Here is a 23,540-nt window from a genome sequence, read left to right as displayed (position 1 = left end):
GTGTCCTATCGCGAGCCCAACGTCTTCACGATCCCGCCGGGCCTGCCCTTCCTGAAGACACTGGCGCGCAAACTCTGCGACGGCACGCTGACACCGGATTTTCGCTACGACCCCGCGGATCCGTTGCCGCTTGCAGGCGTGACGATCTTCGTTCCCACCCGCCGCTCCGCCCGCGTGCTGCGCTCCGAATTCGTCGATCTGCTCGGCGGCCGTTCGGCAATCCTGCCGACGATCCGGGCACTCGGCGAAACCGACGACGACAGCGGCTTCTTCGATGCGGAAGTGCCGGCGATCCTCGACCTGGCGCCGCCCCTGCCCGGCACCGCGCGCCTCATCGAGCTCGGCCGGCTTATCCTTGCCTGGCGCAACCGGCTGCCAAAGGTGGTGCTCGACATTCACGCGGAAAGTCCGCTGATCGCCCCCGCAAGCCCGGCGGACGCCATCTGGCTGGCGCGCAATCTGGCCGAACTCATCGACGCGATGGAGACGGAAGAACTCGACTGGGATGAGCTCGACAGTCTCGACGCCGGCGAACATGCGCTGTGGTGGCAGCTGACGCTCGAATTCCTGAAAATCGCCCGGACCTACTGGCCGGAGCGACTGGAAGAACTGAAGCAATCCTCGCCGGCGCGGCATCGCAACGCCATCCTGCAGGCCGAGACGCAGCGCATAGCCGCCGGCGCCCTCCAGGGGCCGATCATCATCGCCGGCTCGACCGGTTCGATCCCGGCGACCGCCGCCCTGATTGCCGCGGTCCAGAAGCTGCCCAACGGCACCATCGTGCTGCCGGGGCTCGACCAGACGATGACCGATGCCGAATGGGGCATGATCATCGGCGAGACCGTTACCGCGGGCGGCAGACCCGATCCGGCAAGCCGCAGCCACCCGCAATATGGCTTTCACCGCCTGCTGCAACGCATGCATGTCGAGCGCCAAGATGTGCCGGCCCTCGATGAGGCCGATGCCGGGCTCACAGATCGCAGCGAAATCCTGTCGCATGCGCTGCTGCCCGCCAAGGCGACAAACGGCTGGACCGAGACCCGCAACGAACTCAAGCCCGAAACATTGCAGCGTGCGTTTGGCGACGTCGCCCTGATCGAAACCGCCAACGAACGCGAAGAGGCGACCGCGATCGCGATCGCGCTGCGGCTGGCGCTTGAGGGCAGCGACGACAGCCAGGCGGCCCTGATCACCCCCGACCGAAATCTCGCGCGCCGAGTCGGTGCGGAACTGGCACGTTTCGATATCGAAGCCGACGATTCCGCCGGCACGCCGCTCGCCTCCACGGCGGCGGGCACGCTGATGCGGCTTTTGCTGGAGGCGAGCCTGCGCCCCGGCGATCCGGTGCCGCTGGTGGCGCTGTTCAAACATCCGCTCGCCCGCTTCGGCCTGCCGAAGGCAGATATGCGCCGCAGCGCCGATGTGCTGGAGCGCCTGGCGCTGCGCAGCGGCACTGATATCGCCGACATCTCGCTCCTGGAGCCGCTGCTCGAACAGGCTGCCGTCCACCACAAGAAGGATCGCCATCCGCCGGAATGGCGGATCGGCATCACCGACGACGACATCCTCGCAGCGCGAGACCTGGCGGCCCGCGTAAAAATGGCGGCCGAGCCGCTCGCCGGCGCGCTGGTTCGGCGCAGTGATGGTCGCCGCCCCTTCTCCGAGACGTTCACCTTTGCCGAATGGGCAACACGAACCGGCCAGGCGCTCGAAGCGGTCTGCGGCGACGAGCGCGCCGACCTGAGCGGCCTCTGGTCCGGCGAGGCAGGCGAAGCCCTGGCAACGCTGCTGCGCGGCATCATCGAGACCGAGGGTCAGATGGACGCCGACGGGTCGCAATGGTGCGACATCATGGAGGCGCTCGCTGCCAGCGAGGCGGTCAAGCCACGCTCGATGCGCCACCCCCGCGTCTTCATCTTCGGTGCACTGGAATCGCGCCTGCAGAGCATGGATCTCGTGGTGCTCGGCGGCATGAACGAAGGCAACTGGCCGGGACAAACCGCCAATGATCCCTTCCTTTCCCGAACGATGAAAACCGGGATCGGCCTTGAGCCGCCGGAACGCCGCATCGGCCAGCTCGCCCACGACTTCCAGATGGCGTGCGGTACGCGCAAACTCATCCTCAGCCGCTCGATGCGGCAGGGATCGGCGCCCACGGTGGCATCGCGATGGCTGCAGCGACTGCTGGCGCTGGGCGGTAAACGGCTGGCAGAGAACCTGCGATCGAACGGCAGCGACTATCTCCTGTGGGCACGAATGCTCGACAAGGGCGGGCGCCAGGCACTGGCCGAACGCCCGGCACCCAGGCCGCCGGTCGAGCTGCAGCCGCGCAAGTACTCGTTCAGCGAAGTATCGCGGCTTCGCCGCGATCCCTATTCGATCTATGCGCGCCGGATCCTGCGGCTACATCCGCTCGACCCATTCAACCGCGATCCGGGTGCGTCGGAACGCGGCACGCTCTATCATCGCATCGTCGATCGCTTCGTGCGCGGCGGTTTTGACATCCTGTCGCCCGCCGCCGACGAGGCGATGGTCCGCCTGCTCAACGAGGCCTTCGACGAAGAGCGACTGCCAGCCCATATCGACACCATATGGCGGCCGCGCTTTGCCGCCGTCGGCAAGGCATTCCTCGCCTGGGAACGGGAGCGGGCGCGGTTTATTCGCAAGCCGTTGACCGAGGTTGCAGCATCGATGGACATCGGCGTGGCCGACATTCGCCTGACCGGTATCGCCGACCGGCTCGACACGCTGACCGACGGCACGGTGGAGATCATCGACTACAAGACCGGCTCCAGCCCTTCGATCAAGGAAGCGCGCGTGCTGCTCGATCCGCAGCTTGCGCTCGAAGCTGCGGCGCTCAAGGCCGGTGCGTTCAAGGGCATGGGTTCCGGCCACCCGCAATCGCTGCTCTATATCAGGTTGAAACCCGGCGCCCGCTTCAAGGTGGAAGCGGTCAACAACGAAAACAGCAGGGCGAAGGAAACGAAATCGGCCGATCAACTGGCCGACGAAGCGTTGACCGAACTGCGGAAGCTGCTGACCGCACTGATGTCGGGCAGGCACGGCTTTGCCTCACGCCTGATCGTCCAGAAGGAGCGCGACTACGGCGGCGAATACGACCATCTGGCCCGTGTTGCGGAATGGTCGACCGCCGACAGCGAGGATGACAGCGATGAGGGATGAAAGCGCCGGCCCCGACGAAAGGACGCCCGAAGCCTGGCTCGACTGGACATCGCGCCGGCAGTCGCTTGCCTCCGACCCCGCCCGCTCCGCCTGGGTTTCCGCCAATGCCGGATCAGGCAAGACCCATGTCCTGACGCAGCGCGTCATCCGCCTGTTGCTCGCGGGCTGCAGGCCCTCTGCCATCCTCTGCCTGACCTATACCAAGGCGGCGGCGTCCGAAATGTCCAACCGCGTCTTCGAGCGCCTTGCCGAATGGGTGACGCTCGACGATGAGGCGCTGGAAAGGCGGATCGAGGCCATCGAAGGCGAACGGCCCTCGCGCCTGAAGCTCCAGGAGGCACGGCGGCTGTTTGCCCACGCGCTCGAAACGCCCGGCGGCCTGAAGATCCAGACCATCCATGCCTTCTGCGAAGCACTGCTGCACCAGTTTCCGCTTGAGGCAAACGTTGCCGGGCATTTCTCGGTTCTCGACGACCGGGCGGCGGCTGTGCTGCTGGCGGACGCTCGCCGCGCTCTGCTGACGGCGACGACGGCAGAGGGCGATGCGCCGCTTGCCGATGCCTTTGTCACCGTGCTCGAGCTTGCCGACGACACCGGGCTTGAAAAGCTGCTGGGTGCGATCGTTTCCAACCGCACGGCGATACAGGCTTTTCTCGACCATGCCGATGCCCATGGCGGCATCGCGGTGCAACTGCGCGCCGCGCTCAAGCTTGAGCCCAATGACAGCGTCGAACGTATCCTGAACAACGTGTGGCCGCTTGCGGGCCTCAACGGTCCGGCCCTTGAACGTTACCTTTCGCTTGCCGCCAGTGCCGGCGGCGCCAAGGTGCTCGATTTCGCCGAAGGACTGCGCGCGACGGCGAAGCTTGTCGATCCTATGGCTCGCTACGAAGGCCTGCAGGAGCTGTTTTTTACTGGCACCGGCAAGCCGCGCGCCGATTCCGCCTTCGTCAACAAGGCCATGCTTCAGGCTGCGCCGGACCTGCTCGAGCTCGTCGAAGCCGCCCGCGATCATGTGGTCGCCTGCGCCGACCGGCTGAGCATCGTCCAGATGTACGAGGCGACGCTCTCGGCGCTCACGCTCGCCGATCGGCTCAACAACGACTATGAAGCGCTCAAGCGCACCCGCAGCCAGCTCGATTTCGAGGACCTGATCAATCGCACCGCCGCATTGTTCGCGCGCGGCGACGTCAGCGCCTGGGTTCACTACAAGCTCGACCAGGGCATCGACCACATTCTCGTCGACGAGGCCCAGGATACGAGCCCGACGCAATGGACGATCATCCAGGCGCTTGCGGCGGATTTCTTCTCCGGCGACAGCGCCCGCGGCACCGATCGCACGATGTTTGCCGTCGGCGACGAGAAGCAGTCGATCTATTCCTTCCAGGGCGCCCGCCCGGAGCGCTTTTCGCGCGAAAGCATCGAGACCGAGCGGCGCGTTCGCAACGGCGGCAAGGCATTCAGCCCGATCCGGCTGCAGCTCTCCTTCCGCTCCACCGTCGATGTGCTCTCCGCCGTCGACACCGTCTTTGCCAACCCGGCGCATGCGCGCGGGCTCAGCGCCCAGAACGAAGCGGTCGTGCATGCCTCGAACCGCATCGGCCATCCCGGTGCCGTCGATATCTGGGACGTGATCGCAGCCGAGCCGACGGCGACTGACGACGAATGGACGGCACCCTTCGATGCCACGCCGGAAACGGCACCGGTCAACATTCTCGCCCGGCGCATTGCTGCCGTGCTCGACAGCTGGATCGGGCGCGAGACGATCATCGAGAAGGGCGTGCGGCGCGCCATGCGCCCGGGCGACGTGATCGTGCTCGTCAGAAAGCGCGACGCCTTCGTCAATGCGCTGACGCGTGCCCTGAAGCGACGCAGCGACATTCCCGTCGCCGGTGCCGACCGGCTGGTTCTGACGAGCCATATCGCCATCCAGGACCTGCTGGCGCTCGGGCGCTTCATGCTGCTGCCGGAGGACGACCTGTCGCTGGCAGCGCTGTTGAAGAGCCCCCTGTTTGACGTCGACGAGGACACGTTGTTCGAACTGGCGGCCCGGCGGGATGAGGGCGCGAGCCTCTGGCAGAGGCTGCAGGACTCCGCGGCCGAGGAAGGCTCCTCCCATGAAAGAAGCGTCAAGACGCTACTTCGCTATACTGCCCTCTCGCAGCAGTTGGCCCCGCATGATTTCTATGCGCGCGTGCTTGGCGTCCACGGGGGGCGCGCGGCGTTTCTTGCCCGTCTTGGCAGCGAAGTGAGTGACATCCTCGACGAATTCCTGACCTTCGCACTCGAACACGAAAGAAGCGGCCTGCCCGGGCTGCAGGCCTTCATCTCGACGCTCGAAATCGAGGCGCCGACCGTCAAGCGCGAGCAGGACAAGGAGCGCGACGAAGTCCGGATCATGACGGTGCACGCGGCCAAGGGGCTGGAGGCGCCGGTCGTGTTTCTGGTCGACGGCGGCGGCAAGCCGTTCAACGCCCAGCACGTGGCCGATCTTCGCTTCCTGGAGATGCCGCTTTCGAATGGCTCGAGCTTTCCCCTGCCCGTCTGGCGAGCCCCCGGCTCGGTATCGAACTCGCTCATCGCCGCCGACAGCGAGCGTCTGAAGACGCTGGCCGAAGAAGAGTACCGCCGCCTGCTTTACGTGGGCATGACCCGGGCGGCCGACCGGCTGGTGGTCTGCGGGTATCGAGGGCAACGGGCCAGTGCCGACACCTGGCACGCCATGGTGCAGGCAAGCCTGTCCCAGGACGACAATGGACGCAGCACGCCCGTCACCTTCAAGGCGGGAGATGAGGAATGGGCGGGGCACTCCTGGCGAGAAGCGCATGTGCCACGCGAGGTGCCGTCAGGCGATGAAGCTTCCGACCTCACAGCCCCCACGAAGACCGGCCTGCCGATTGCGCTTTCCACGCCGCTGCCGCCGCCGCGGCGGTTGCCGCGACCGCTGAGTCCGTCGGGCGTCGGCATTGCGGTCGATGAGGACGACGGCGGCGTGATCGTCGGCTCGGCGCTGTTTTCCGAGAAGACGCCCGCCAATGCCTCGATGCTGCGCGGCGCCATCCTGCACCGGCTGCTGCAGGTCCTGCCGTCGATCGCCCCTTCCGAGCGCCTTGCGGCGGCGGACCGATATCTCGCCCGCTCGGTGCCGCGCTGGCCCGAAGCACAGCGCGCACGCCTGTGTGATGCGGTGCTGCAGGTCCTCGACCATGGCGACCTGCGATCGCTCTTTTCCGACGCGAGCCGTGCCGAAGTCTCGGTGATGGGCACCTTGAAGCTCGGCAACCGGGAATTCGCGGTGTCCGGCCGGATCGACCGGCTTTCGGTGGCGGACGGCGTTGTCACCATCGCCGACTTCAAGACCAACCGCAGCGTGCCGGCATCGCCCGATGATGTCCCCGCTGCCTATAAGACCCAGCTTGCGATCTATCGCGAGCTGCTGCGGCCGCTCTATCCCGCGCACCGCTTCCAGTGTGCGTTGATCTTCACCGAAGGCCCCATCATCCACCTGCTTGAGGATAGGGCGCTGGACAGGAGCCTTGAAGACCTCGCGACAAAGTGAGATACCCGATATTGAAAATCCAGCGGGACGGTCTCAAATGAGACACAACATCTGGACACCGACATTTCGAACGCAAGGAGCAGCCGATGGCTACTGTAAAAGTCGATACATCCAATTTTCAGCAGGAAGTGCTGAACGCCGCCGAGCCGGTGGTTGTCGATTTCTGGGCTGAATGGTGCGGCCCGTGCAAAATGATCGCGCCGAGCCTTGAGGAAATCTCCAACGAGTTCGCCGGCAAGGTCAAGGTCGTGAAGCTGAACATCGACGAGAACCCGGAACTGGCCGCGCAGTATGGCGTGCGCTCGATCCCGACGCTTGCGATGTTCAAGGCTGGTGAAGTTGCCGACATCAAGGTTGGCGCTGCTCCGAAGACGGCTCTGACGTCCTGGATTTCGACTGCGTCCGCTTAAGGCAATCCTATCGAAGCGACTTCAAAGCCCGGCTTGCCGGGCTTTTTTCTTGCCTTGAAGACTGCCCGGTAGATTCAGCGAGAATGTCGTGCTGCAACGATCAATGCGATGCCCGACACGGGTGCCCGATCACTTCGGTGGAGTGCCGTTGTCGGCAAGTACGTCGCCGACGAGATAGAGCGAACCGCCGATCAGGATGCGTGGCGGCACCGGGTCTTCGTCGACCAGATTGGCAATGACCGTCAATGCTTCGGCCACCGATGATACGGCCGACGCCTCGAAACCGACCGAGGCCGCATCCTGCGCCAAGGCCACGGGATCGAGCCCTGCATCAGAGCCACGGATCGGCACGGTGAAGACCTGTTCGGCAAGATCGAGGAAGGCGCGGAAGTAACCGAGCGGATCCTTGGTGTTGATCATGCCGATGATCAGGAACAGCGGGCGGGACTCCCGCTCTTCGAAATTCGCCATCGCTTCGGCAATTACCAGGCCGGCACCGGGATTGTGCCCGCCATCGACCCAGATCTCCGCATCCTGCGGGCCGTAGTGGGCAAGTTTGCCGCTGCCAAGACGCTGCAGGCGCCCGGGCCACTCGACCCCGGCAACGCCGCGCTCGATGGCCGCATCCGGCACGTCGAAACCGGCCGCCCTGACGGCGCGAATGGCCGCGGCAGCATTGGCATACTGGTGCCGACCGGGCAGCTTCGGCAAGGGAAGGTCAGACAGACCCTGCTCGTCCTGGTAGACAAGGCGGCCGAATTCCTCATGCGCCATGAAGTCCTGACCGTAGACGGACGTCGGACAGCCGAGACGCTCGGCGGTCGAGGTCAGGACGTCGCGGACACCCTCCTCTTCCTGCTGGCCGATGACGACGGGGCAGCCGCGCTTCATGATCCCGGCTTTTTCCGCCGCGATCAGCTCGACGCGGTCGCCGAGATAGGCCTGGTGGTCGAGCGAGATCGGCATTATCACGGAGACGGCCGGCCGGGCTATGACGTTGGTCGCGTCGAAGCGGCCACCGAGACCGACCTCGATGATTGCGACATCTGCCGGGTGTTCGGCAAAAAGGACGAAGGTGACGGCGGTCAGGATCTCGAAGACGGTGATCTTCTCGCCGCCATTGGCTTCCGCGACGCGTCGAACCGCATCGGCAAGCACGGGATCGCTGACGAGCTTGCCCTTGCCGCCCTTGACGCCGAGCCGGTAGCGCTCGTGCCAGTTGACCAGATGGGGAGAGGTGTGGACGTGAGCGCTCAAGCCCGCCGCCTCAAGCACCGCCCGCGAGAAGGCGGTGACCGAGCCCTTGCCGTTGGTGCCGGCCACGTGGATGATCGGCGGCAGGCGCTCCTGCGGATTGCCGAGCGCGGCCAGAAGCCGGGTTATCCTGTCCAACGACAGGTCGAAGCCTTTCGGATGCAAGGCAAGGAGTTTTTCGATCTCGTAGCCTGCTTCGCTGGCTTCCACCGCTGTCATCTCGCCCTGCCCCGATAGAATCGTATGCTATGCGCTTGCCGCAACCGGCAGAGCCGCTGGTTCCGCACCGCCGCCGTTGAGCTTTACCGCATCGGCCGGCTTCTTCATCAGGATCTTCAGCACACGGGCCAGCGTCGACGGAATGTCATGACGCTTGACGACCATGTCGACCATGCCGTGTTCCAGCAGGTATTCCGACGTCTGGAAGCCTTCCGGCAGCTTCTCGCGCAGCGTCTGCTCGATCACGCGCTTGCCGGCAAAGCCGATTTCGGCGCCGGGCTCAGCCAGATGAATGTCGCCGAGCATGGCGTAGGAGGCGGTCACACCACCGGTCGTCGGGTTCGTCAGCACGACGATATAGGGAAGGCCGGCTTCCTTGAGCATGTTGACCGCAACGGTCGTGCGCGGCAGCTGCATCAGCGACAGGATGCCTTCCTGCATGCGAGCGCCACCGGAGGCCGGGAAGATGACCAGCGGGCACTTCTCCGCAATCGCCTTCTCGAAGGCCTTCACGATCGCCTCGCCTGCGGCCATGCCGAGCGAACCGCCGATGAAGTTGAACTCATGCACCACGCCGACGAGCTTGACGCCCTGGACGCGACCGACGCCGGCCACGATCGTGTCTTCCAGCTCGGTCTTGGTGCGGCTGTCACGAAGCCGGTCGGCATATTTCTTGGAATCGCGGAACTTCAACGGGTCCTGCGCCACCTTCGGCTGCGGCAGGGCCTCGTAGATACCACCGTCGAACAGATCCTTCAGTCGCGCCTTGGCCGGCATCTTCATATGGAAGCCAGACTGCGGGATGACCCATTTGTTTTCCTCGAGATCGCGGTGGTACACCATCTCGCCGGTTTCGGGGCACTTGATCCAGAGATTTTCCGGAACTTCCCTGCGGCCCAGCATCGAATTGATTTTCGGCCGAACGTAGTTTGTGATCCAGTTCACTTATAGACTCCTGAAGATTTTCTTCGGGTTGTGCGCGCTAATATAGGCAATTATTCGGCTGCGGCGAGCCGTGCGGACCGCACGCCAGCCGAAAGGCCCCTTACCAGCGCTTCGACACCCGGTACCGTCGCGTCCGTTGCCTTGCCCTCTTCGGTCAGGCTCGACGCGATCTGATTGACGATCGCCGTACCGACGACGACGCCATCGGCCGATGCACCGATGGCTCTTGCATGTTCCGCCGTCTTGACGCCGAACCCGACGCAGACCGGCAGTTTCGTATGGGTCTTGATGCGCTCTACCGCGCCGGCAATCAACGACGGATCCGGCAGCGCCGAGCCCGTGATGCCGTTCATCGAGACGTAATACACGAAGCCCGAGGTATTTTCGAGAACCTTCGGCAGACGACGGTCATCCGTCGTCGGCGTCGCCAGGCGAATGAAGCTGATGCCCTTCTGCAGCGCGGGGATGCAGAGCTCATCGTCCATCTCCGGCGGCAGATCGACAACGATCAGTCCGTCGATGCCCGCGTCCAGCGCAGCCGTGAGGAAGCGATCGACGCCATAGATGTAGATCGGATTGTAGTAGCCCATCAGCACGATCGGCGTGCGCTGGTCTTCCTCGCGAAAACGGCGGGCGATCTCGAGCGTCTTTGCCAACGTCTGGCCGCCCTTCAGCGAACGCTGGCCGGCAAGCTGGATCGCCGGTCCGTCGGCCATCGGGTCTGAAAACGGCATGCCGAGTTCGATGACGTCGGCACCGGCCTTCGGCAGCGCCTTCATGATGGAAAGGGACGTTTCGAAATCGGGGTCGCCACCCATGAAATAGGTGACAAGGACCGGGCGTCCTTCCGACGCCACATCGGCGAACTTTCTGTCCATGCGTGCGGTCATGATCGTTATAGCCCCATACCCAGAATCTTGCCGACGGTGAAGATGTCCTTGTCGCCGCGACCGGACAGATTCATCAGGATGATCTCGTCCTTGCCCATCTTCGGTGCGCGCTTGATGACCTCGGCCAAGGCGTGCGAGGGCTCCAGCGCCGGGATGATGCCTTCAAGACGGGTCAGCACCTGGAATGCCTCCAGCGCCTCGTGGTCCATGATCGGCACATATTCGACGCGGCCGACATCGTTGAGCCAGGAGTGTTCCGGGCCGATGCCGGGATAGTCGAGGCCGGCCGAAATCGAATGGCCTTCCTTGATCTGGCCGTCGCCGTCCTGCAGCAGGTAGGTGCGGTTACCGTGGAGCACGCCCGGCGAACCGGCGGTGATCGACGCGCAATGCTCGTCGCCTTCGAGCCCCTTGCCGCCAGCCTCGACGCCGACGATCTTCACGTCTTCGTCGTCAAGGAACGAATGGAAGATGCCGATCGCATTTGAACCGCCGCCGACGGCGGCAACGACGAGATCGGGAAGCCGGCCTTCAGCGGCAAGCATCTGGTCCTTCGCCTCCTGGCCGATGACCGCCTGAAAATCGCGAACCATTTCCGGATAGGGATGCGGCCCGGCAGCCGTGCCGATCAGGTAGTAGGTGTTGTCGACATTAGTGACCCAGTCGCGCAGCGCTTCATTCATCGCGTCCTTGAGCGTGCCGTTGCCGGCGGTGACCGGCTTCACCTCGGCGCCGAGAAGCTTCATGCGGAAGACGTTCGGCGCCTGGCGCTCGACGTCGGTCGCGCCCATGTAAACGACGCAAGGCAGGCCGAAGCGCGCGGCGACAGTGGCCGAGGCCACGCCGTGCTGGCCGGCGCCGGTTTCGGCGATGATGCGCGTCTTGCCCATGCGCTTGGCAAGCAGGATCTGGCCGATGCAATTGTTGATCTTGTGCGAACCGGTGTGGTTCAGCTCCTCGCGCTTGAAATAGATCTTGGCGCCGCCAAGTTCAGCCGTCAGCCGCTCGGCGAAATAGAGCGGGCTCGGGCGGCCGATATAATGCGCGCCGAGATTGTCGAGCTCCGCCTTGAAGGCCGGATCGTTCTTTGCCTTGTCCCACTCGTCCTGTAGGTCGAGGATCAAGGGCATCAGAGTTTCGGCAACGAAGCGGCCACCGAAAATGCCGAAACGGCCGTCTTCGTCAGGGCCCGCCCGGAAGGAGTTCAGTTTTGGCGCCTCGTTCACGTCTTGCTCCCTGACCGCGCCGTAACCGCCTCCGCCTGGCGAACGGCATCGAAAAACGATTCCATGAGCTTCAGATCCTTGACGCCCGGCGCGCTCTCGACGCCGGAGGAAATATCGATGGCGCGGGCGCGCGTCTGCGCCAGGGCCTCACCGATGTTGTTCACGTTCAAACCACCGGAAAGCATGTAATCGACGCTGCCGTCAAGCGCATCGAGCAGCTTCCAGTCGAAGGAGACGCCGTTGCCGCCGGGCAATTCCGATCCCGCCGGGGGCTTGGCATCAAACAGAAACCGGTCGGCAATCCCGACATAGGGCTCGACCTTTTCCAGATCGCCGGCGTCGCGGATCGACAGCGCCTTCATGACAGGAAGGCCATAGACCGCCTTGACGGTGAGTACCCTGTCCGGCGTCTCGCTGCCATGCAGCTGCAGAATGTCCGGATTGAGAGTGGCGACGATCTCATCGAGATCGTCATTGTCGGCATTGACGGTCACGGCGACGATCTTTGCCTGGCCGCGTATCCGGTCCGCGAGGCGGCCGGCGTCATCGGGTTCCAGGTTGCGCGGGCTCTTCGGGAAAAAGATGAAGCCCGTGTGCGATGCGCCCAGCGCCACAGCCCGATCCACCGCTTCCGCGGTCTTCAGCCCGCATATCTTCACTTCGGTTTTCATGAGAAGCGACCTTGCATGAAATGTCGCTGGAGTCGAGCCAAAAACCACCCTGCGCACCGTCGTCCCGAGGGTGCTGCATTGCGGTGCCCGCGTACGCTCACCATATGCATTCTATCACAACGGAGAGACGAATGCGTCTGCTGCTTGCCCTCATTCTGCCCTGGCTTCAGTTCTTCACCATCGGCCGACCCTTTGCCGGCATCATCTGCCTCATTCTGCAGATGACCCTGATCGGCTGGGTGCCGGCGGCGATCTGGTCGGTCTATGCGCTCAGCCAGTATAAGACCGACGAGAAGATTCAGGCGGCCCTCGCCGGCCGCAACCGCGGCTGATCCGAAAAAAACAATTCAGTCGAAATCGATGGCGTGCAGCATCGTGCCGTTGCGCCTCAGCCAGCGCTTGGCATCGTTGGTATCAGGACAAAGCTTCTCGCAGAGCGCCCAGAAATCGGGCCCGTGGTTCATCTCCTGGAGATGCGCGACTTCGTGCGCGGCGAGATAGGCAATGACCTTCGATGGGGCCATGACGATACGCCATGAGAAACTCAGGGCGCCATCGGCCGAACATGAGCCCCAGCGGCTGCGCGTGTCCTTCAGGCTCAGCGATTTTGGACGCCGGCCGATCCGGCCGGCATAGACCGCGACGAGGCGGTCGAGGTCGTGCCGCGCTTCCTTCTTGAGAAAATCGACGATACGCCGGCGCAGATGTTCCTCGCCGCCGCTGACGCGCAATATCGCGTCCTCGCCGACGATCACCGTTTCCGTCAAACCCCTGATTTTTCCAGTTCGCTCGATCCGATGCGCGACGCCGCGGATCAGGATCGAGCCGCCCTCTTCCAACTGGCTTTCGCCGGAGAACCGCGCCAGCTTGGTCATCAACCAGCCTTGATGGCGGTTGAGGAAGGCAGTTACCTCCCGATCGGCCAGCCCTTGCGGGATCGTCAGCTTCAGTGCCCGACCGCCGGGCTCGATGCGCAGCGTCATTCGTGTGGCGCGCGAATTCTGTCGGATGGTCAGCGGAAGCATCTTGCCCGCGACCTCGATTTCTCGGGTCGTGTCGACAGGAGCCGGGGGAATGCGCCGCCGCGTGAAGGAAGGGAACATGACGGCTTTCTATCCGATTCGCGGCCTTTTCGGCTAATGCATAATTCCCTAAAGCGCGCCGCGATCTTTCAGATACGCTTGTCGCACTTTAGGCTTGTTCGTTCGCATGTCGTTATCGCAAAACCGCTGCACATTTTTGCGCGCCATGCTTTAGATCCAGAAAATTGCCGATGCTCGGCGACGTGCTACGGCGTTTCCGCATCTCAAGAGACACCTGCCCCCGCGCGACCGATCGCGACATCCGGTGTTTCATGTGAAACACCGGATGTCCATTTCGTCACTCAGTTTGCCTCGAACGGAGCAACGGGCCCGGAACCGCCGTTGCGGCGTTCGCGCATGAAGCGGTCGAACTCTTCCTGGTCCTTGGCGCGGCGAAGCTCGCGCACGTAGGAATCGAATTCCTCGCGCATTTCATCGAGCTTGCGGCGCTCTTCGTCGAGACGGGCAAGCTCGGCTTCGCGCCAGTCATCGAAGGCAACGTTGCCGGTGCGATGATGCTGCGTCCAGTTGGCGCGATTGCCGCGCTTGAAGGCGGAGCACATGCTATCGACCGAGCTGTTGGCGTCTTTCTTGAACGTTTTCAGTTTCTCGCCGAAGAGAATGTAGGCGAGCATGGCCAGGCCGAGCGGCCAGAAGACCACGAAACCGAGCACCATCAATGCAATGGTCGCGGGCGTCCAATCCGGACGGATCAATGCAGATTGGTTCATCTTCAGGATTCCTCGCAATCACCCGGGCCGCCCATCGCGGCCCGGTGAAAACGATGTGGGAAGGCGCGCTTTCGACTACAAGACACCCGTGCCCGGAATCGGACAAACCCTTGATCCTACGCCGGCAAAAGCCTGCTTTTCGCCGGGATCAGGCGGTTTTTCCGCCCTTGATCACCTGCGTCACCGGCTTTGCGTGGCGGGCATGCTCGCGCTGGAAGGCGACGATACGCGGCGCGATCTCGCGGCGGAAACGCGAGCCGTTGAACACACCATAATGTCCGACGTCCGGCTGCATGTAGTGCATCCGCATATGCTCGGGAATGTTGGTGCAGATCGTCTGCGCCGCCTTCGTCTGACCGACGCCGGAAATGTCGTCGTTCTCGCCTTCGACCGTCAGCAGGGCGACCTTCTTGATCGCCGTGGTATCGACACGACGACCGCGATGCATCATCTCGCCCTTCGGCAAGGCGTGCTGCATGAAGACAACCTGAACGGTCTGCAGGTAGAACTCTGCCGTCAGATCCATCACTGCAAGGTACTCGTCATAGAAATCGCGATGCTTCTCGGCCGCGTCGCCATCGTTCTTCACCAGATGGGCAAAGAATTCCTTGTGGGCGATCAGGTGCCGGTCGAGATTCATCGACATGAAACCCGAGAGCTGCAGAAAGCCGGGATAGACCATGCGCATGAAGCCCGGCTGCGGCCACGGCACCGGCATGATGACATTGTCGCGGAACCACTCGATCGGTCGCTCCTCGGCCAGCTTGTTGACGCCCGTCGGATTGATGCGGGTATCGATTGGACCACCCATCAGCGTCATCGACGCCGGCGACAGCGGATCGTCCGCCGCTTCCATAAGGGCGGCAGCGGCAAGCACCGGAACGGCCGGCTGACAGACGCCGATGACATGGGTATCGGGCCCAAGGAAGTGCAGCATCTGGATGATGTAGTCGATGTAGTCGTCGAGATCGAAGGTGCCCTCGCTCAAGGGAACCATTCGCGCGTCGATCCAGTCGGTGATGTAGATATCGGAATGCGGAAGCAGGGCTTCCACGGTTCCACGCAGCAGCGTGGCATAGTGGCCCGACATCGGCGCAACGATCAGCACTTTCGAATCGGCCGCCCTGCCCTTGGGAAGAGCCCGCTCGAAATGGATCAGGTTGCAGAACGGCTCGCGCCAGACGATGCGCTCATGAACGCCAACGGGCTGGCCGTCGATCAGGGTTTCAGGCAGGCCGAATTCCGGCTTACCGTAGCGTCGCGTCGATCGTTCGAAAACCTCGAGGCCAGCGGCTGTCGCGCGGCCGAAATAGGTGTGCGAGATCGGGTTCATCGGATTGCTGAAAGCAAGCCGCATGGCATCCGCCGCCGTTCGCCACGGCGCCATCATGGCATGGTTCAGTTCGTAGAGCTGGTAGAACATAGGAAGCGTACCCCTTGGTTCAATCAACGACAACGCCGCTCCCAGTCGGACGCAAGCTTGCGATTGTTTGTCTTGGTGTCCGCAATCCCTGCCAGACTACCATGTTTCTTGTGCACTGCAACAACTATACCCGTTTCGGCTCGATACAAGCGCCTTCTGCGAGAATGCGCCCGGATTACTGATAATTAACAAACGGACTTGCTCGAAGCTGGCCGAAAGAGCGCGTTTTCGTCAGAAATTCGCGGTTTTGGAGGAGGACGAGAGCCTTTTCCGAAGCGGCCCACCGTGGTCGGTCCTCGGCCCGATCTTCCGCATCGCAGCAGAACGGGTCGTCACGCCGCGGCGATCCGGACGATCGCCTTGACCAGCCCCGACTTCTCGTTCGCCCAGCGCGGCAGATCCTCAACCACCGCATCCATCGTCGTTCGATGGGTGACCAATCTCTCCACCGGCACCAACCCCTCACGTATCGAGTTCACGACATGATCGAAATCCTCGCGCGTCGCATTGCGGCTGCCGATCAACGTCATTTCGCGCTTGTGAAACTCCGGATCGGAGAAGCGAATGTCGTCCTTGACCACGCTGACGAACACCAGTGTTCCTCCGTGAGCCACATGGCCGAAGGCCGCTTCCATCGAGCCGCCATTGCCGGTGGCGTCGAAGACGACATCGAAACCATCGCCGCCCGTGGCCACGGCGACGCGCCGGACGGACGTTTCGTCGGCAACGATGCCGGAACCGAAGCCAAGCCGGTCGGTCGCAAAGGCCAGCCTTTCACTGCTGGTATCCATCAGCGTCACCTCGTGGCCGGCGATGCGCGAGAAGATGGCCGTTCCAAGCCCGATCGGCCCGGCGCCGATGACAAGGGCGCGAACGCCGGCAGGTGCGGCAGCCCGGCGCACGGCGTGGGCGCCGATGGCGAGGAACTCGACCGTCGCTGCCGCCTCGGGCGATAGATCCATTGCCGGGTAAAGATTGCCCTCGGGAACGAGAATTTCCTCGCAGAAGGCTCCATCGGTGTGGACGCCGAGCACCTTGATCGCCGTGCAGCAATTCGGTTTGCCCCGGCGGCAGGCGACACAGTCGCCGCAGGAGAGATAGGGGTTGACCACTACCGGCGTCCCCGGAGCGATTGCCGTCCCCGGTCCATTGGCAACCACCGTCGCCGAGATCTCGTGCCCCATGACCCGCGGATATTCCAGGAACGGGTGCTTGCCGGCGAAGATGTGATAGTCGGTGCCGCAGATGCCGACATGGCTGACGGCCACGCTGACCCATCCCGAAGGTGGGGCCGGCACCGGCGCACGTTCAACAATCTCCAGGCGGCCGGGTTGCGGGCAGAGGACGGCTTTCATGTCATTTTCCGTATGTTGTCGGAGGTTTGGCGCCTAGCGCGCGCCGCGCCGCCTGAGCTGATCAAAATAGACGATCACGATGATCAGGACGCCGGTAATGATGCGCTGCCAGAACGAATTGACGTTGAGCAGGTTGGCGCCGTTGTTGATCGTGGCGAGGATGAAGGCGCCGAGCAGCGGGCCGTGCACCGAGCCGACCGCGCCGAAGAGGCTGGTGCCGCCGATGACCGAGGAGGCGATCGCCTGCAGCTCCCAGCCTTCGGCTTGAGTGGCATTGCCGATGCCGATGCGAGAGGCCAGCAGCAGGCCGACGAAGGCCGCACAGGTGGAGGACAGGATATAGGCGAGATAGATGGTGCGATGCACGTTGACGCCGGAAAGGCGTGCCGCCTCGCTGTTGGAACCGACGGCGAAGAGATAGCGGCCGAAGCGGCTCAAGTGCAGGAAGACATAGGCCGGGATCGCCACCACGATCACCATCCAGAACAGGCTGGGCACGCCGAGGAAGTCGGCGCGGGAGAAATTGGTGAAGGCCTCGTTGGTGATCGAAATCGTCGAGCCGTTGGTGATGAGCAGCCCGATGCCGCGCAGCGAGGTCAGGGTCGCCAGCGTGATGATGAATGGCGGCAGACCCATGCGGACGATACCGAAGGCGTGGAAGCCGCCGATCAGCACGCCGAAGGCGAGCGTCAGGATGATGGCAATCCAGAGCGGCACGCCGGCGGCGAGCAGCCAGGCGACGATCACGCTGGTGAAGCCGACGACGGCACCGACGGAGAGATCGATGCCGGCGGTGATGATGACGAAGGTCTGGCCGACGGCAAGGATCGCCGTCATGGCGCCCTGACGCAACAGGTTGCTGATGTTGTTGGGCGTCCAGAAACTGTTGGTGGCAAGCCCCAGGAGCAGCCAGAGGAAAAGCAGAAGCCCGAGAAGCGTGAGGCCGAACAGGATGCTCACGCCCTTCCTCGGCGCCGGGCCCGTTCCGCTATCGACCGTTTCAGCACTCATCGTCGTCCTCCCTGCTTCCCCTTGATTGTCACTGCCGCGATCAGACACCAATCGCCTGCGTCAGCACTTCCTCGTGGCTCGCCGCTCGATAGTCGTGGCTGGCGACCAGCCGCCCCCGCCGGAACACGTGCAGGCGATCGGACAGCTCGTAGACTTCAGGCAGGTAGGAGGAGATCAGGATGATCCCCGCTCCCTTCTCCAGAAGCCGAGCAAACAGCCGGTAGATTTCCGCCTTGGTGCCGACATCGACGCCGACCGTCGGCTCGTCGAAGATGAAAAGTTTGGCGCCGTGGCTCAGCCACTTGCCGATGACGATCTTCTGCTGGTTGCCGCCGGACATCGCCGAGACAAGCACGCGGCGCGATGGCGTCTTGATCTTCAAATCCCTGATCTGCCGATCCGCATTCTCGATTTCCTTCTGACGGTTGATCGTCAGCCCGCGCGTCAGCCGACCGAAGACCGGCAGGTTGATGTTGAGGCCGATCGGCAGGTTGAGGCAGAGCCCCTGATCGCGTCGGCTTTCCGGCGCCAACGCTATGCCGAGATCCATCGCCGTCCGCTCGTTGGCGATATTCACCTTGCGTTCCTGCCAGTAAACCTCACCCGCGGTCGAGGCATGGCGGCCATAGAGGCCTAGCGCGAATTCGCTGCGGCCGGCACCGATCAAACCATAGAGGCCGACGATCTCGCCGGCGCGAACGTTAAGCGACACATCCTCGAAGCCGGGGCCGCTCAAGCCCCGGGTCTCGACGATCACTTCGCCGGCCGGAAAATGTTCCTTGTGGTAGATCTGCTCGATGGTGCGATTGATCATCAGGGTGATCAGTTCGGCGTCATTGGTCTCGCCGATCTTTCGCGTGCCGACATGGGTGCCGTCGCGCAGCACCGAGACACGATCGGCAAGTTCGAAGACTTCCTCCATGCGGTGGCTGATATAGACGATCGTCACACCCTCGCCCTGTAGCCGGCGAATGAGCCGGAACAGCTGCGCGGATTCCTGACGGGTCAGATAGGCGGTCGGCTCGTCGAAGATCAGAAACTGGGTGCCGCGCATGGCGGCGCGGGCGGTCGCGACCAGTTGCTGCTGGCCGATCGTCAGGCTGCCGAGCGCCGCTGCGGCCGGCAGGTTGAAACCGAGATCGTCGAGGACACTCTGGGCCGCCTCGGTCATGGCGCGCTTGCGCATCAGCCCGGCGCTATTGATCTCGTCGCCGAGGAACATGTTGGCGGCCACGCTTAAGTGCGGGCAAAGCACCACCTCCTGATGCACGGCGTTGATGCCGCGGGCGATCGCCTCATGCGGATTGTCGAGCTGGACCGACTTGCCGCACCAATAGACTTCGCCTGAGGTGCGCCGGATCACGCCGGTCAGAAGTTTGATCAGCGTCGATTTGCCGGCACCATTTTCGCCGACGATCGCGTGAATCTCCCCGGACAGGAATGTGATGGAGGCAGGCTTCAGAGCTTCGACAGCGCCGTACTTCTTCTGCAGCGCGCGCATTTCCAGGATCGGCTCGCCCTTCGGCACGGGGTGGCGGGCAGCCGTCTTCAAACCGCCGCTCTTGATATCACTGACCTCATCGAGACCTGGCATCTGCGCATTCCTCCCAATCGCACAGACTGCCAGCGGCCGGCCCTCGTAGCCGGCCGCTGGCAACCGTATTCTCGGCGGCAGGCGAAGCTCGCGCCTGCCGCCGATTGCCGTTAGTTCACTTTCGGGTTGAGCAGAGCGTCGATCTTCGGCTCAGCCATGTTGGCCTTGGTCACCAGATTGGCGCCGGTATCGACGTTGGCCTCGACCTTCTCCTTCTTCGAGACCGCAAGCGCCGTCTTCACGCCATCATAGCCCATGCGATAGGGGTCCTGGACGACCAGGCCCGCAAGCACGCCTTCCTTGAGGAAGCCGACGGTCTTCTCGTCGCTGTCGAAGCCGATTACCTTGATCTTGTCGCCGAGCTTGTTTTCGGCAATCGCCTGGCCGACGCCCTGCGCCATGATCAGGTTGGAGGCAAAGACGCCGACGAGGTTCGGATTGGCGGTGATCAGGTCGGTCATCATGTTGAGGCCGGTGGTCGCCTGGCCGTCGGCATATTTGTCGGCCACGACCTTGAAGCCCGGATATTTCGTCTTGATCTGGTCGAGGAAGCCTTCACGGCGCTGATCGAGCGAACCGACGCCCGGCAGGCTGGTGATGATGGCGATCTCGCCTTCTTCCTTGCCGGACATTTCCTTGATCGCTGCGGCGAGACCACCAGCGGCGATCCTGCCACCCTGAACGTTATCGGTCGTCAGGAACGAGGAGAAGGCCTTGGAATCGGCACCTGAGTCGATGCCGATGATCGGAACCGCTTTGGCAGCTTCGTCGATCGGCTTGCCAAGCGCCTTGAACTCGGTCGGCGAGATCACGACGGCAACCGGAGAACCGGCAACAGCATTTTCGAGAATGCTGATCTGGCCGTTGATATCGGATTCGGACTGGGCGCCAAGCTCGGGAACGTTGACGCCGAGGTCCTTGCCGGCCGCGCGTGCGCCGGCCAGCACGATCTGCCAGTAGAAGGACGTGGTATCCTTGACGATGATCGGGATGGTTACATCCTGCGCGAAGGACGCGACAGGCGCCATGGTGGCGATCATCGCCGCGCCGGCCAGGGCGGTGAAGGCACGACGGGAAAGAATGTGCTTGGTTATGCTCATTGGGTTTCTCCTCTCAGTGCACCTCGTTCCACCTTATGGAGATCGATTCGCCAGGTGCTTACAAATCGATCTTTTATAGATAAAAAACATATTGGAACGCTAATACAACGCTCTCCGCTTTGCAAGCAGTCGTTGCTGCGAATTGCGTGACTGCACTGTCTGCTCCGACAACGCGTTTCGGCACGTGAAATTCGGGGCTCAGTCCGAAAAAGCACCAGCCCCGCATCCTCAAGCATCAAGCCCGGACCGCCTCCGATCCAAGCTCTGGCGCCACAAGCGTGTAAGGCTCGAAGGCGGAGAAATCGTCCGTCGACATTCGGTGCCGCAGCGCGTCCATGTTGCGCTTCAGGCTCTCCGGTTTCGCCGTCCCGAGCAGGACCGAGGCAACCACCGGATTGTCGAGTGGAAACTGCATGGCGGCAGCGGCCAGCGGCACACCACGCTCTCGGGCAATGCGCTCCATCGCGCCGACCTTGTCGCGCACCTCAGCGCTGGCGGGCATGTAGTCGAAATGCGCGCCAGCGACCGGGCCGGTCGCAAGGATGCCTGAATTGAACACGCCGCCGACGACCAGCGACGTCTTCTTCGTCTCGCAGAGCGGCAGGAGCTCTGAGACGGCGGAACGGTCGAGCAGCGTGTAGCGCCCCGCAAGCAGAATGCAGTCGATGTCGGCGCGGCGCATCACCTCCAGGCAAACCGGGACTTCGTTGACCCCGAGCCCGTAGGCCGCGATCACGCCACCGGCCTTCAGTTCCTCCAGCGCCTTGAGGCCGGAATCCAGAAGCTGCTTGAGATAAACGGCATTGCGGGCGGCGCCGTGGGTGTAGACGCCGATATCGTGGACATAGAGGATATCGATACGGTTGAGGCCGAGGCGCGCATAGCTGAATTCCACCGAGCGCATGATGGCATCGTAGCTGTAGTCGTAACGCACGTCGAAGTTCAGCGGCTTGACGTAGGAATAGTCCGGCACCTCACCTTCCGGCACGGGATGCAGCAGCCGTCCGACCTTGGTGGACAGCACAAAACTGTCGCGCGGCTTGTCGCGCAGGAAGTCGCCGACCCGCCGCTCGGCAAGACCAAGCCCGTAATAGGGTGCAACGTCGAAGTAGCGCAAGCCGGTGGCCCATGCAGCGTCCAGCGTCTCCATCGCCGCTTCGCGCGTGCATTCGCGGTAGAGCCCGCCAAGGCCGGCCGCGCCGAAGCTGTATTCGGTCACCGACAGGTCGGTCCGGCCGATCTTTCTCGTCTGCATTCCCTGTCTCCTCCCCCTGGGCATGCGCAACGTCACATCGTCAGAGTGTCGCCCCGAGATGCCAGGGCACGAATTCGTTGTCGCCGTAACCGAAAAGCTCGCTCTTGGTCTTCTTTCCCGAAGCGGTATCGATGATGAGATCGAAGATCTCGCGCCCAAGGCTGGCGATGGTCGCGTCCCCGGATGCGATCACACCGCAATCGATGTCCATGTCTTCTTCCATCGCCCGGAAAAGCGCGGTGTTGCTGGTCAGCTTGATCGACGGTGCGGGCCGACAGCCGAAACAGCTGCCGCGGCCGGTGGTAAAGGCGATCACATTGGCGCCGCCGGCCACCTGGCCGGTCGCCGAGACCGGATCGTAGCCGGGCGTATCCATGAAGACGAGCCCGTGTTCGGTGACGCGCTCGGCATAGCCATAAACAGCATTGAGCGGCGAGCGCCCGCCCTTGGCGACCGCGCCCAGCGACTTCTCCAGAATCGTGGTGAGGCCGCCGCGCTTGTTGCCCGGCGAAGGATTGTTGTCGAGCGAGGCGCCATGCAGCGCGACGTAGTTTTCCCACCAGGCGATCAGCCCGTCGAGTTTTGCGGCAACCGCCCCGTTGGCGGCGCGGCTGCGCAACAGATGTTCGGCGCCGTAGATTTCCGAGGTCTCCGACAGGATGGCGGTGCCGCCGGCAGCCGCCAGAATATCCACCGCCGCTCCCAGCGCCGGGTTGGCGGTGATGCCCGACAGTCCGTCGGAGCCGCCGCATTGTAGGCCGACGATGATCTCGCTGACCGGTATCGCCACGCGACGTTGCCTGCCGACTTCCTCGGCAATTTCATCGAGGATGCCGAGCGCGCGCTCCACCGAGCGTCGGGAGCCGCCGGCCTCCTGAATGTTGAAGTGACGCTTTTCCTGCCCCGCGCCGCTCTGTCCGTATAGTGTCAGCTGGTTGACCTCGCAACCGAGCCCGACCATCAGCACGCCGCCGAAATTGACATGCCTGGCGTAGCCGGCCAGGGTTCGGTGCAGGTTCATCATCCCGTCGCCGGTCGAAGACATGCCGCAGCCCTGATCGTGGACGATCGGGACAAAGCCGTCGATGCCATCATATTTCGGCAGGATGCGCCTGTTGGCCTCCTCGGCGATGGCCCGACAGACGGTGGTGGAACAGTTCACGCTGGCAATAATGCCGATGTAGTTGCGCGTCGCCGCCCGTCCGTCTCCGCGCCGATAGCCCATGAAGGTGCGCGCCCTGTCGGCAGCGCTCGCCTCTTCCGGCGCACCTTGCGGGCTGATGGCCAGGCGATCCTGATCGAAGGAGAGGTTGTGGGAATGGACATGCTCGCCGGCTTCTATGTCGCTGGTCGCGCGTCCGATCGCCTGGGCATATTTGACCACGGGATCGCCCGCATGGATCGGCCGTATGGCGACCTTGTGCCCGGGATCGATCTTCGTGGCGGCGCGAATGCCGCCCGGCAGGGCCTCGCCGGCAGCGATTGCCAGCGTCGCCACGACCACATTGTCCTCAGGCGCCAGCAGGATTGAAGACGGCACAGACACTCTGAATTTCTCCGTGAAAGCTTCTGCGATTTCGCAGAGGGGTCTATTTGTCTTTTATCCACAATAGACAGATTGCCGTCAATGGG

Annotated in this window: 18 protein-coding genes; 4 read left to right on the top strand and 14 right to left on the bottom strand. The window is 63.3% G+C overall.

Features of this window, described 5'->3' with window-relative positions; all coding sequences use genetic code 11:
• The 3 genes from addB to trxA all read left to right on the top strand — a co-directional run bounded on the left by addB (nt 1) and on the right by trxA (nt 7,152).
• The gene (gene addB / locus BC360_RS09680; protein ID WP_139109978.1) at nt 1-3,183 is read left to right on the top strand and encodes a double-strand break repair protein AddB; all 3,183 of its coding nucleotides are present in this window, start codon (nt 1-3) and stop codon (nt 3,181-3,183) included.
• Complete coding sequence (addA, locus tag BC360_RS09675) at nt 3,173-6,742, top strand: double-strand break repair helicase AddA (RefSeq protein ID WP_065795076.1); 3,570 nt, start codon at nt 3,173-3,175, stop codon at nt 6,740-6,742. Before addB ends, addA begins: the two co-directional genes overlap by 11 nt.
• 86 nt (nt 6,743-6,828) lie before the next feature.
• Entirely contained in the window at nt 6,829-7,152 is a 324-nt protein-coding gene (gene trxA, locus BC360_RS09670; protein WP_065781606.1) for a thioredoxin, read from the top strand.
• Between the two features lie 129 nt (nt 7,153-7,281).
• On the opposite strand, the gene BC360_RS09665 is transcribed toward trxA, so the two are convergent.
• From BC360_RS09665 to BC360_RS09645, 5 genes are read right to left on the bottom strand one after another with little or no spacing between them, the layout of a single operon-like run.
• On the bottom strand, nt 7,282-8,625 hold the full coding sequence (locus BC360_RS09665) for a bifunctional folylpolyglutamate synthase/dihydrofolate synthase (protein ID WP_065795075.1): 1,344 nt from the start codon (nt 8,623-8,625) through the stop codon (nt 7,282-7,284).
• 27 nt (nt 8,626-8,652) lie between these two features.
• The gene (gene accD, locus BC360_RS09660; RefSeq protein WP_065781604.1) at nt 8,653-9,570 is read right to left on the bottom strand and encodes an acetyl-CoA carboxylase, carboxyltransferase subunit beta; all 918 of its coding nucleotides are present in this window, start codon (nt 9,568-9,570) and stop codon (nt 8,653-8,655) included.
• 50 nt (nt 9,571-9,620) lie between these two features.
• Nucleotides 9,621-10,460: a tryptophan synthase subunit alpha gene (gene trpA / locus BC360_RS09655; protein ID WP_065795074.1), complete on the bottom strand. Its 840-nt coding sequence runs from the start codon at nt 10,458-10,460 to the stop codon at nt 9,621-9,623.
• Nucleotides 10,461-10,465: 5 nt separating this feature from the next.
• Nucleotides 10,466-11,686, bottom strand: coding sequence for a tryptophan synthase subunit beta (trpB, locus tag BC360_RS09650; protein WP_065795073.1), 1,221 nt, complete (start codon nt 11,684-11,686; stop codon nt 10,466-10,468).
• Nucleotides 11,683-12,357 (bottom strand): phosphoribosylanthranilate isomerase, encoded by a 675-nt coding sequence (locus tag BC360_RS09645; protein ID WP_065781601.1) that lies wholly within the window; start codon nt 12,355-12,357, stop codon nt 11,683-11,685. Before BC360_RS09645 ends, trpB begins: the two co-directional genes overlap by 4 nt.
• 131 nt (nt 12,358-12,488) lie before the next feature.
• Between BC360_RS09645 and BC360_RS32345 the strand changes: the two genes are divergently transcribed.
• On the top strand, nt 12,489-12,689 hold the full coding sequence (locus tag BC360_RS32345; RefSeq protein WP_065781600.1) for a YqaE/Pmp3 family membrane protein: 201 nt from the start codon (nt 12,489-12,491) through the stop codon (nt 12,687-12,689).
• A gap of 15 nt (nt 12,690-12,704) precedes the next feature.
• Here BC360_RS32345 and BC360_RS09635 read toward each other — a convergent pair whose 3' ends face one another.
• The 9 genes from BC360_RS09635 to BC360_RS09595 all read right to left on the bottom strand — a co-directional run bounded on the left by BC360_RS09635 (nt 12,705) and on the right by BC360_RS09595 (nt 23,454).
• The gene (locus BC360_RS09635; protein ID WP_065795072.1) at nt 12,705-13,460 is read right to left on the bottom strand and encodes a M48 family metallopeptidase; all 756 of its coding nucleotides are present in this window, start codon (nt 13,458-13,460) and stop codon (nt 12,705-12,707) included.
• Nucleotides 13,461-13,741: 281 nt separating this feature from the next.
• A complete protein-coding gene (locus tag BC360_RS09630) occupies nt 13,742-14,170 on the bottom strand; it encodes a DUF2852 domain-containing protein (RefSeq protein WP_053251179.1) in 429 nt (142 codons plus the stop codon).
• 148 nt (nt 14,171-14,318) lie between these two features.
• Nucleotides 14,319-15,593 (bottom strand): polyhydroxyalkanoate depolymerase, encoded by a 1,275-nt coding sequence (gene phaZ, locus BC360_RS09625; RefSeq protein ID WP_065781598.1) that lies wholly within the window; start codon nt 15,591-15,593, stop codon nt 14,319-14,321.
• A 332-nt stretch (nt 15,594-15,925) separates the two neighbouring features.
• Entirely contained in the window at nt 15,926-16,948 is a 1,023-nt protein-coding gene (locus tag BC360_RS09620; RefSeq protein WP_065781597.1) for a zinc-binding alcohol dehydrogenase family protein, read from the bottom strand.
• A 33-nt stretch (nt 16,949-16,981) separates the two neighbouring features.
• A complete protein-coding gene (locus BC360_RS09615; protein ID WP_065795071.1) occupies nt 16,982-17,959 on the bottom strand; it encodes an ABC transporter permease in 978 nt (325 codons plus the stop codon).
• A gap of 40 nt (nt 17,960-17,999) precedes the next feature.
• Nucleotides 18,000-19,553 (bottom strand): sugar ABC transporter ATP-binding protein, encoded by a 1,554-nt coding sequence (locus tag BC360_RS09610; protein ID WP_065795070.1) that lies wholly within the window; start codon nt 19,551-19,553, stop codon nt 18,000-18,002.
• A gap of 110 nt (nt 19,554-19,663) precedes the next feature.
• Entirely contained in the window at nt 19,664-20,653 is a 990-nt protein-coding gene (locus BC360_RS09605; protein WP_065781594.1) for an ABC transporter substrate-binding protein, read from the bottom strand.
• Between the two features lie 235 nt (nt 20,654-20,888).
• On the bottom strand, nt 20,889-21,908 hold the full coding sequence (locus tag BC360_RS09600; RefSeq protein ID WP_065795069.1) for an aldo/keto reductase: 1,020 nt from the start codon (nt 21,906-21,908) through the stop codon (nt 20,889-20,891).
• A gap of 40 nt (nt 21,909-21,948) precedes the next feature.
• A complete protein-coding gene (locus BC360_RS09595; protein ID WP_065795068.1) occupies nt 21,949-23,454 on the bottom strand; it encodes a UxaA family hydrolase in 1,506 nt (501 codons plus the stop codon).
• Between the last annotated feature and the right edge of the window lie 86 nt (nt 23,455-23,540).

It is taken from the genome of Ensifer sp. LC163, from assembly GCF_001695855.1.
In the GTDB taxonomy this organism is placed as follows: domain Bacteria; phylum Pseudomonadota; class Alphaproteobacteria; order Rhizobiales; family Rhizobiaceae; genus Ensifer.
The sequence above is the reverse complement of the archived record's forward strand: the minus strand, read 5'-3'. Positions and strand labels throughout refer to the sequence as shown.

What these genes read in the sequence shown, in the direction of transcription:
- trxA (WP_065781606.1), top strand. Translation starts at nt 6,829, where the DNA reads ATGGCTACTGTAAAAGTCGATACATCCAATTTTCAGCAGGAAGTGCTG.
- BC360_RS09630 (WP_053251179.1), bottom strand. Translation starts at nt 14,170, where the DNA reads ATGAACCAATCTGCATTGATCCGTCCGGATTGGACGCCCGCGACCATT.
- BC360_RS09615 (WP_065795071.1), bottom strand. Translation starts at nt 17,959, where the DNA reads ATGAGTGCTGAAACGGTCGATAGCGGAACGGGCCCGGCGCCGAGGAAG.
- BC360_RS09645 (WP_065781601.1), bottom strand. Translation starts at nt 12,357, where the DNA reads ATGAAAACCGAAGTGAAGATATGCGGGCTGAAGACCGCGGAAGCGGTG.
- BC360_RS09600 (WP_065795069.1), bottom strand. Translation starts at nt 21,908, where the DNA reads ATGCAGACGAGAAAGATCGGCCGGACCGACCTGTCGGTGACCGAATAC.
- addA (WP_065795076.1), top strand. Translation starts at nt 3,173, where the DNA reads ATGAGGGATGAAAGCGCCGGCCCCGACGAAAGGACGCCCGAAGCCTGG.
- phaZ (WP_065781598.1), bottom strand. Translation starts at nt 15,593, where the DNA reads ATGTTCTACCAGCTCTACGAACTGAACCATGCCATGATGGCGCCGTGG.
- BC360_RS09610 (WP_065795070.1), bottom strand. Translation starts at nt 19,553, where the DNA reads ATGCCAGGTCTCGATGAGGTCAGTGATATCAAGAGCGGCGGTTTGAAG.
- BC360_RS09665 (WP_065795075.1), bottom strand. Translation starts at nt 8,625, where the DNA reads ATGACAGCGGTGGAAGCCAGCGAAGCAGGCTACGAGATCGAAAAACTC.
- BC360_RS09635 (WP_065795072.1), bottom strand. Translation starts at nt 13,460, where the DNA reads ATGTTCCCTTCCTTCACGCGGCGGCGCATTCCCCCGGCTCCTGTCGAC.
- BC360_RS09605 (WP_065781594.1), bottom strand. Translation starts at nt 20,653, where the DNA reads ATGAGCATAACCAAGCACATTCTTTCCCGTCGTGCCTTCACCGCCCTG.
- BC360_RS32345 (WP_065781600.1), top strand. Translation starts at nt 12,489, where the DNA reads ATGCGTCTGCTGCTTGCCCTCATTCTGCCCTGGCTTCAGTTCTTCACC.
- trpA (WP_065795074.1), bottom strand. Translation starts at nt 10,460, where the DNA reads ATGACCGCACGCATGGACAGAAAGTTCGCCGATGTGGCGTCGGAAGGA.
- BC360_RS09620 (WP_065781597.1), bottom strand. Translation starts at nt 16,948, where the DNA reads ATGAAAGCCGTCCTCTGCCCGCAACCCGGCCGCCTGGAGATTGTTGAA.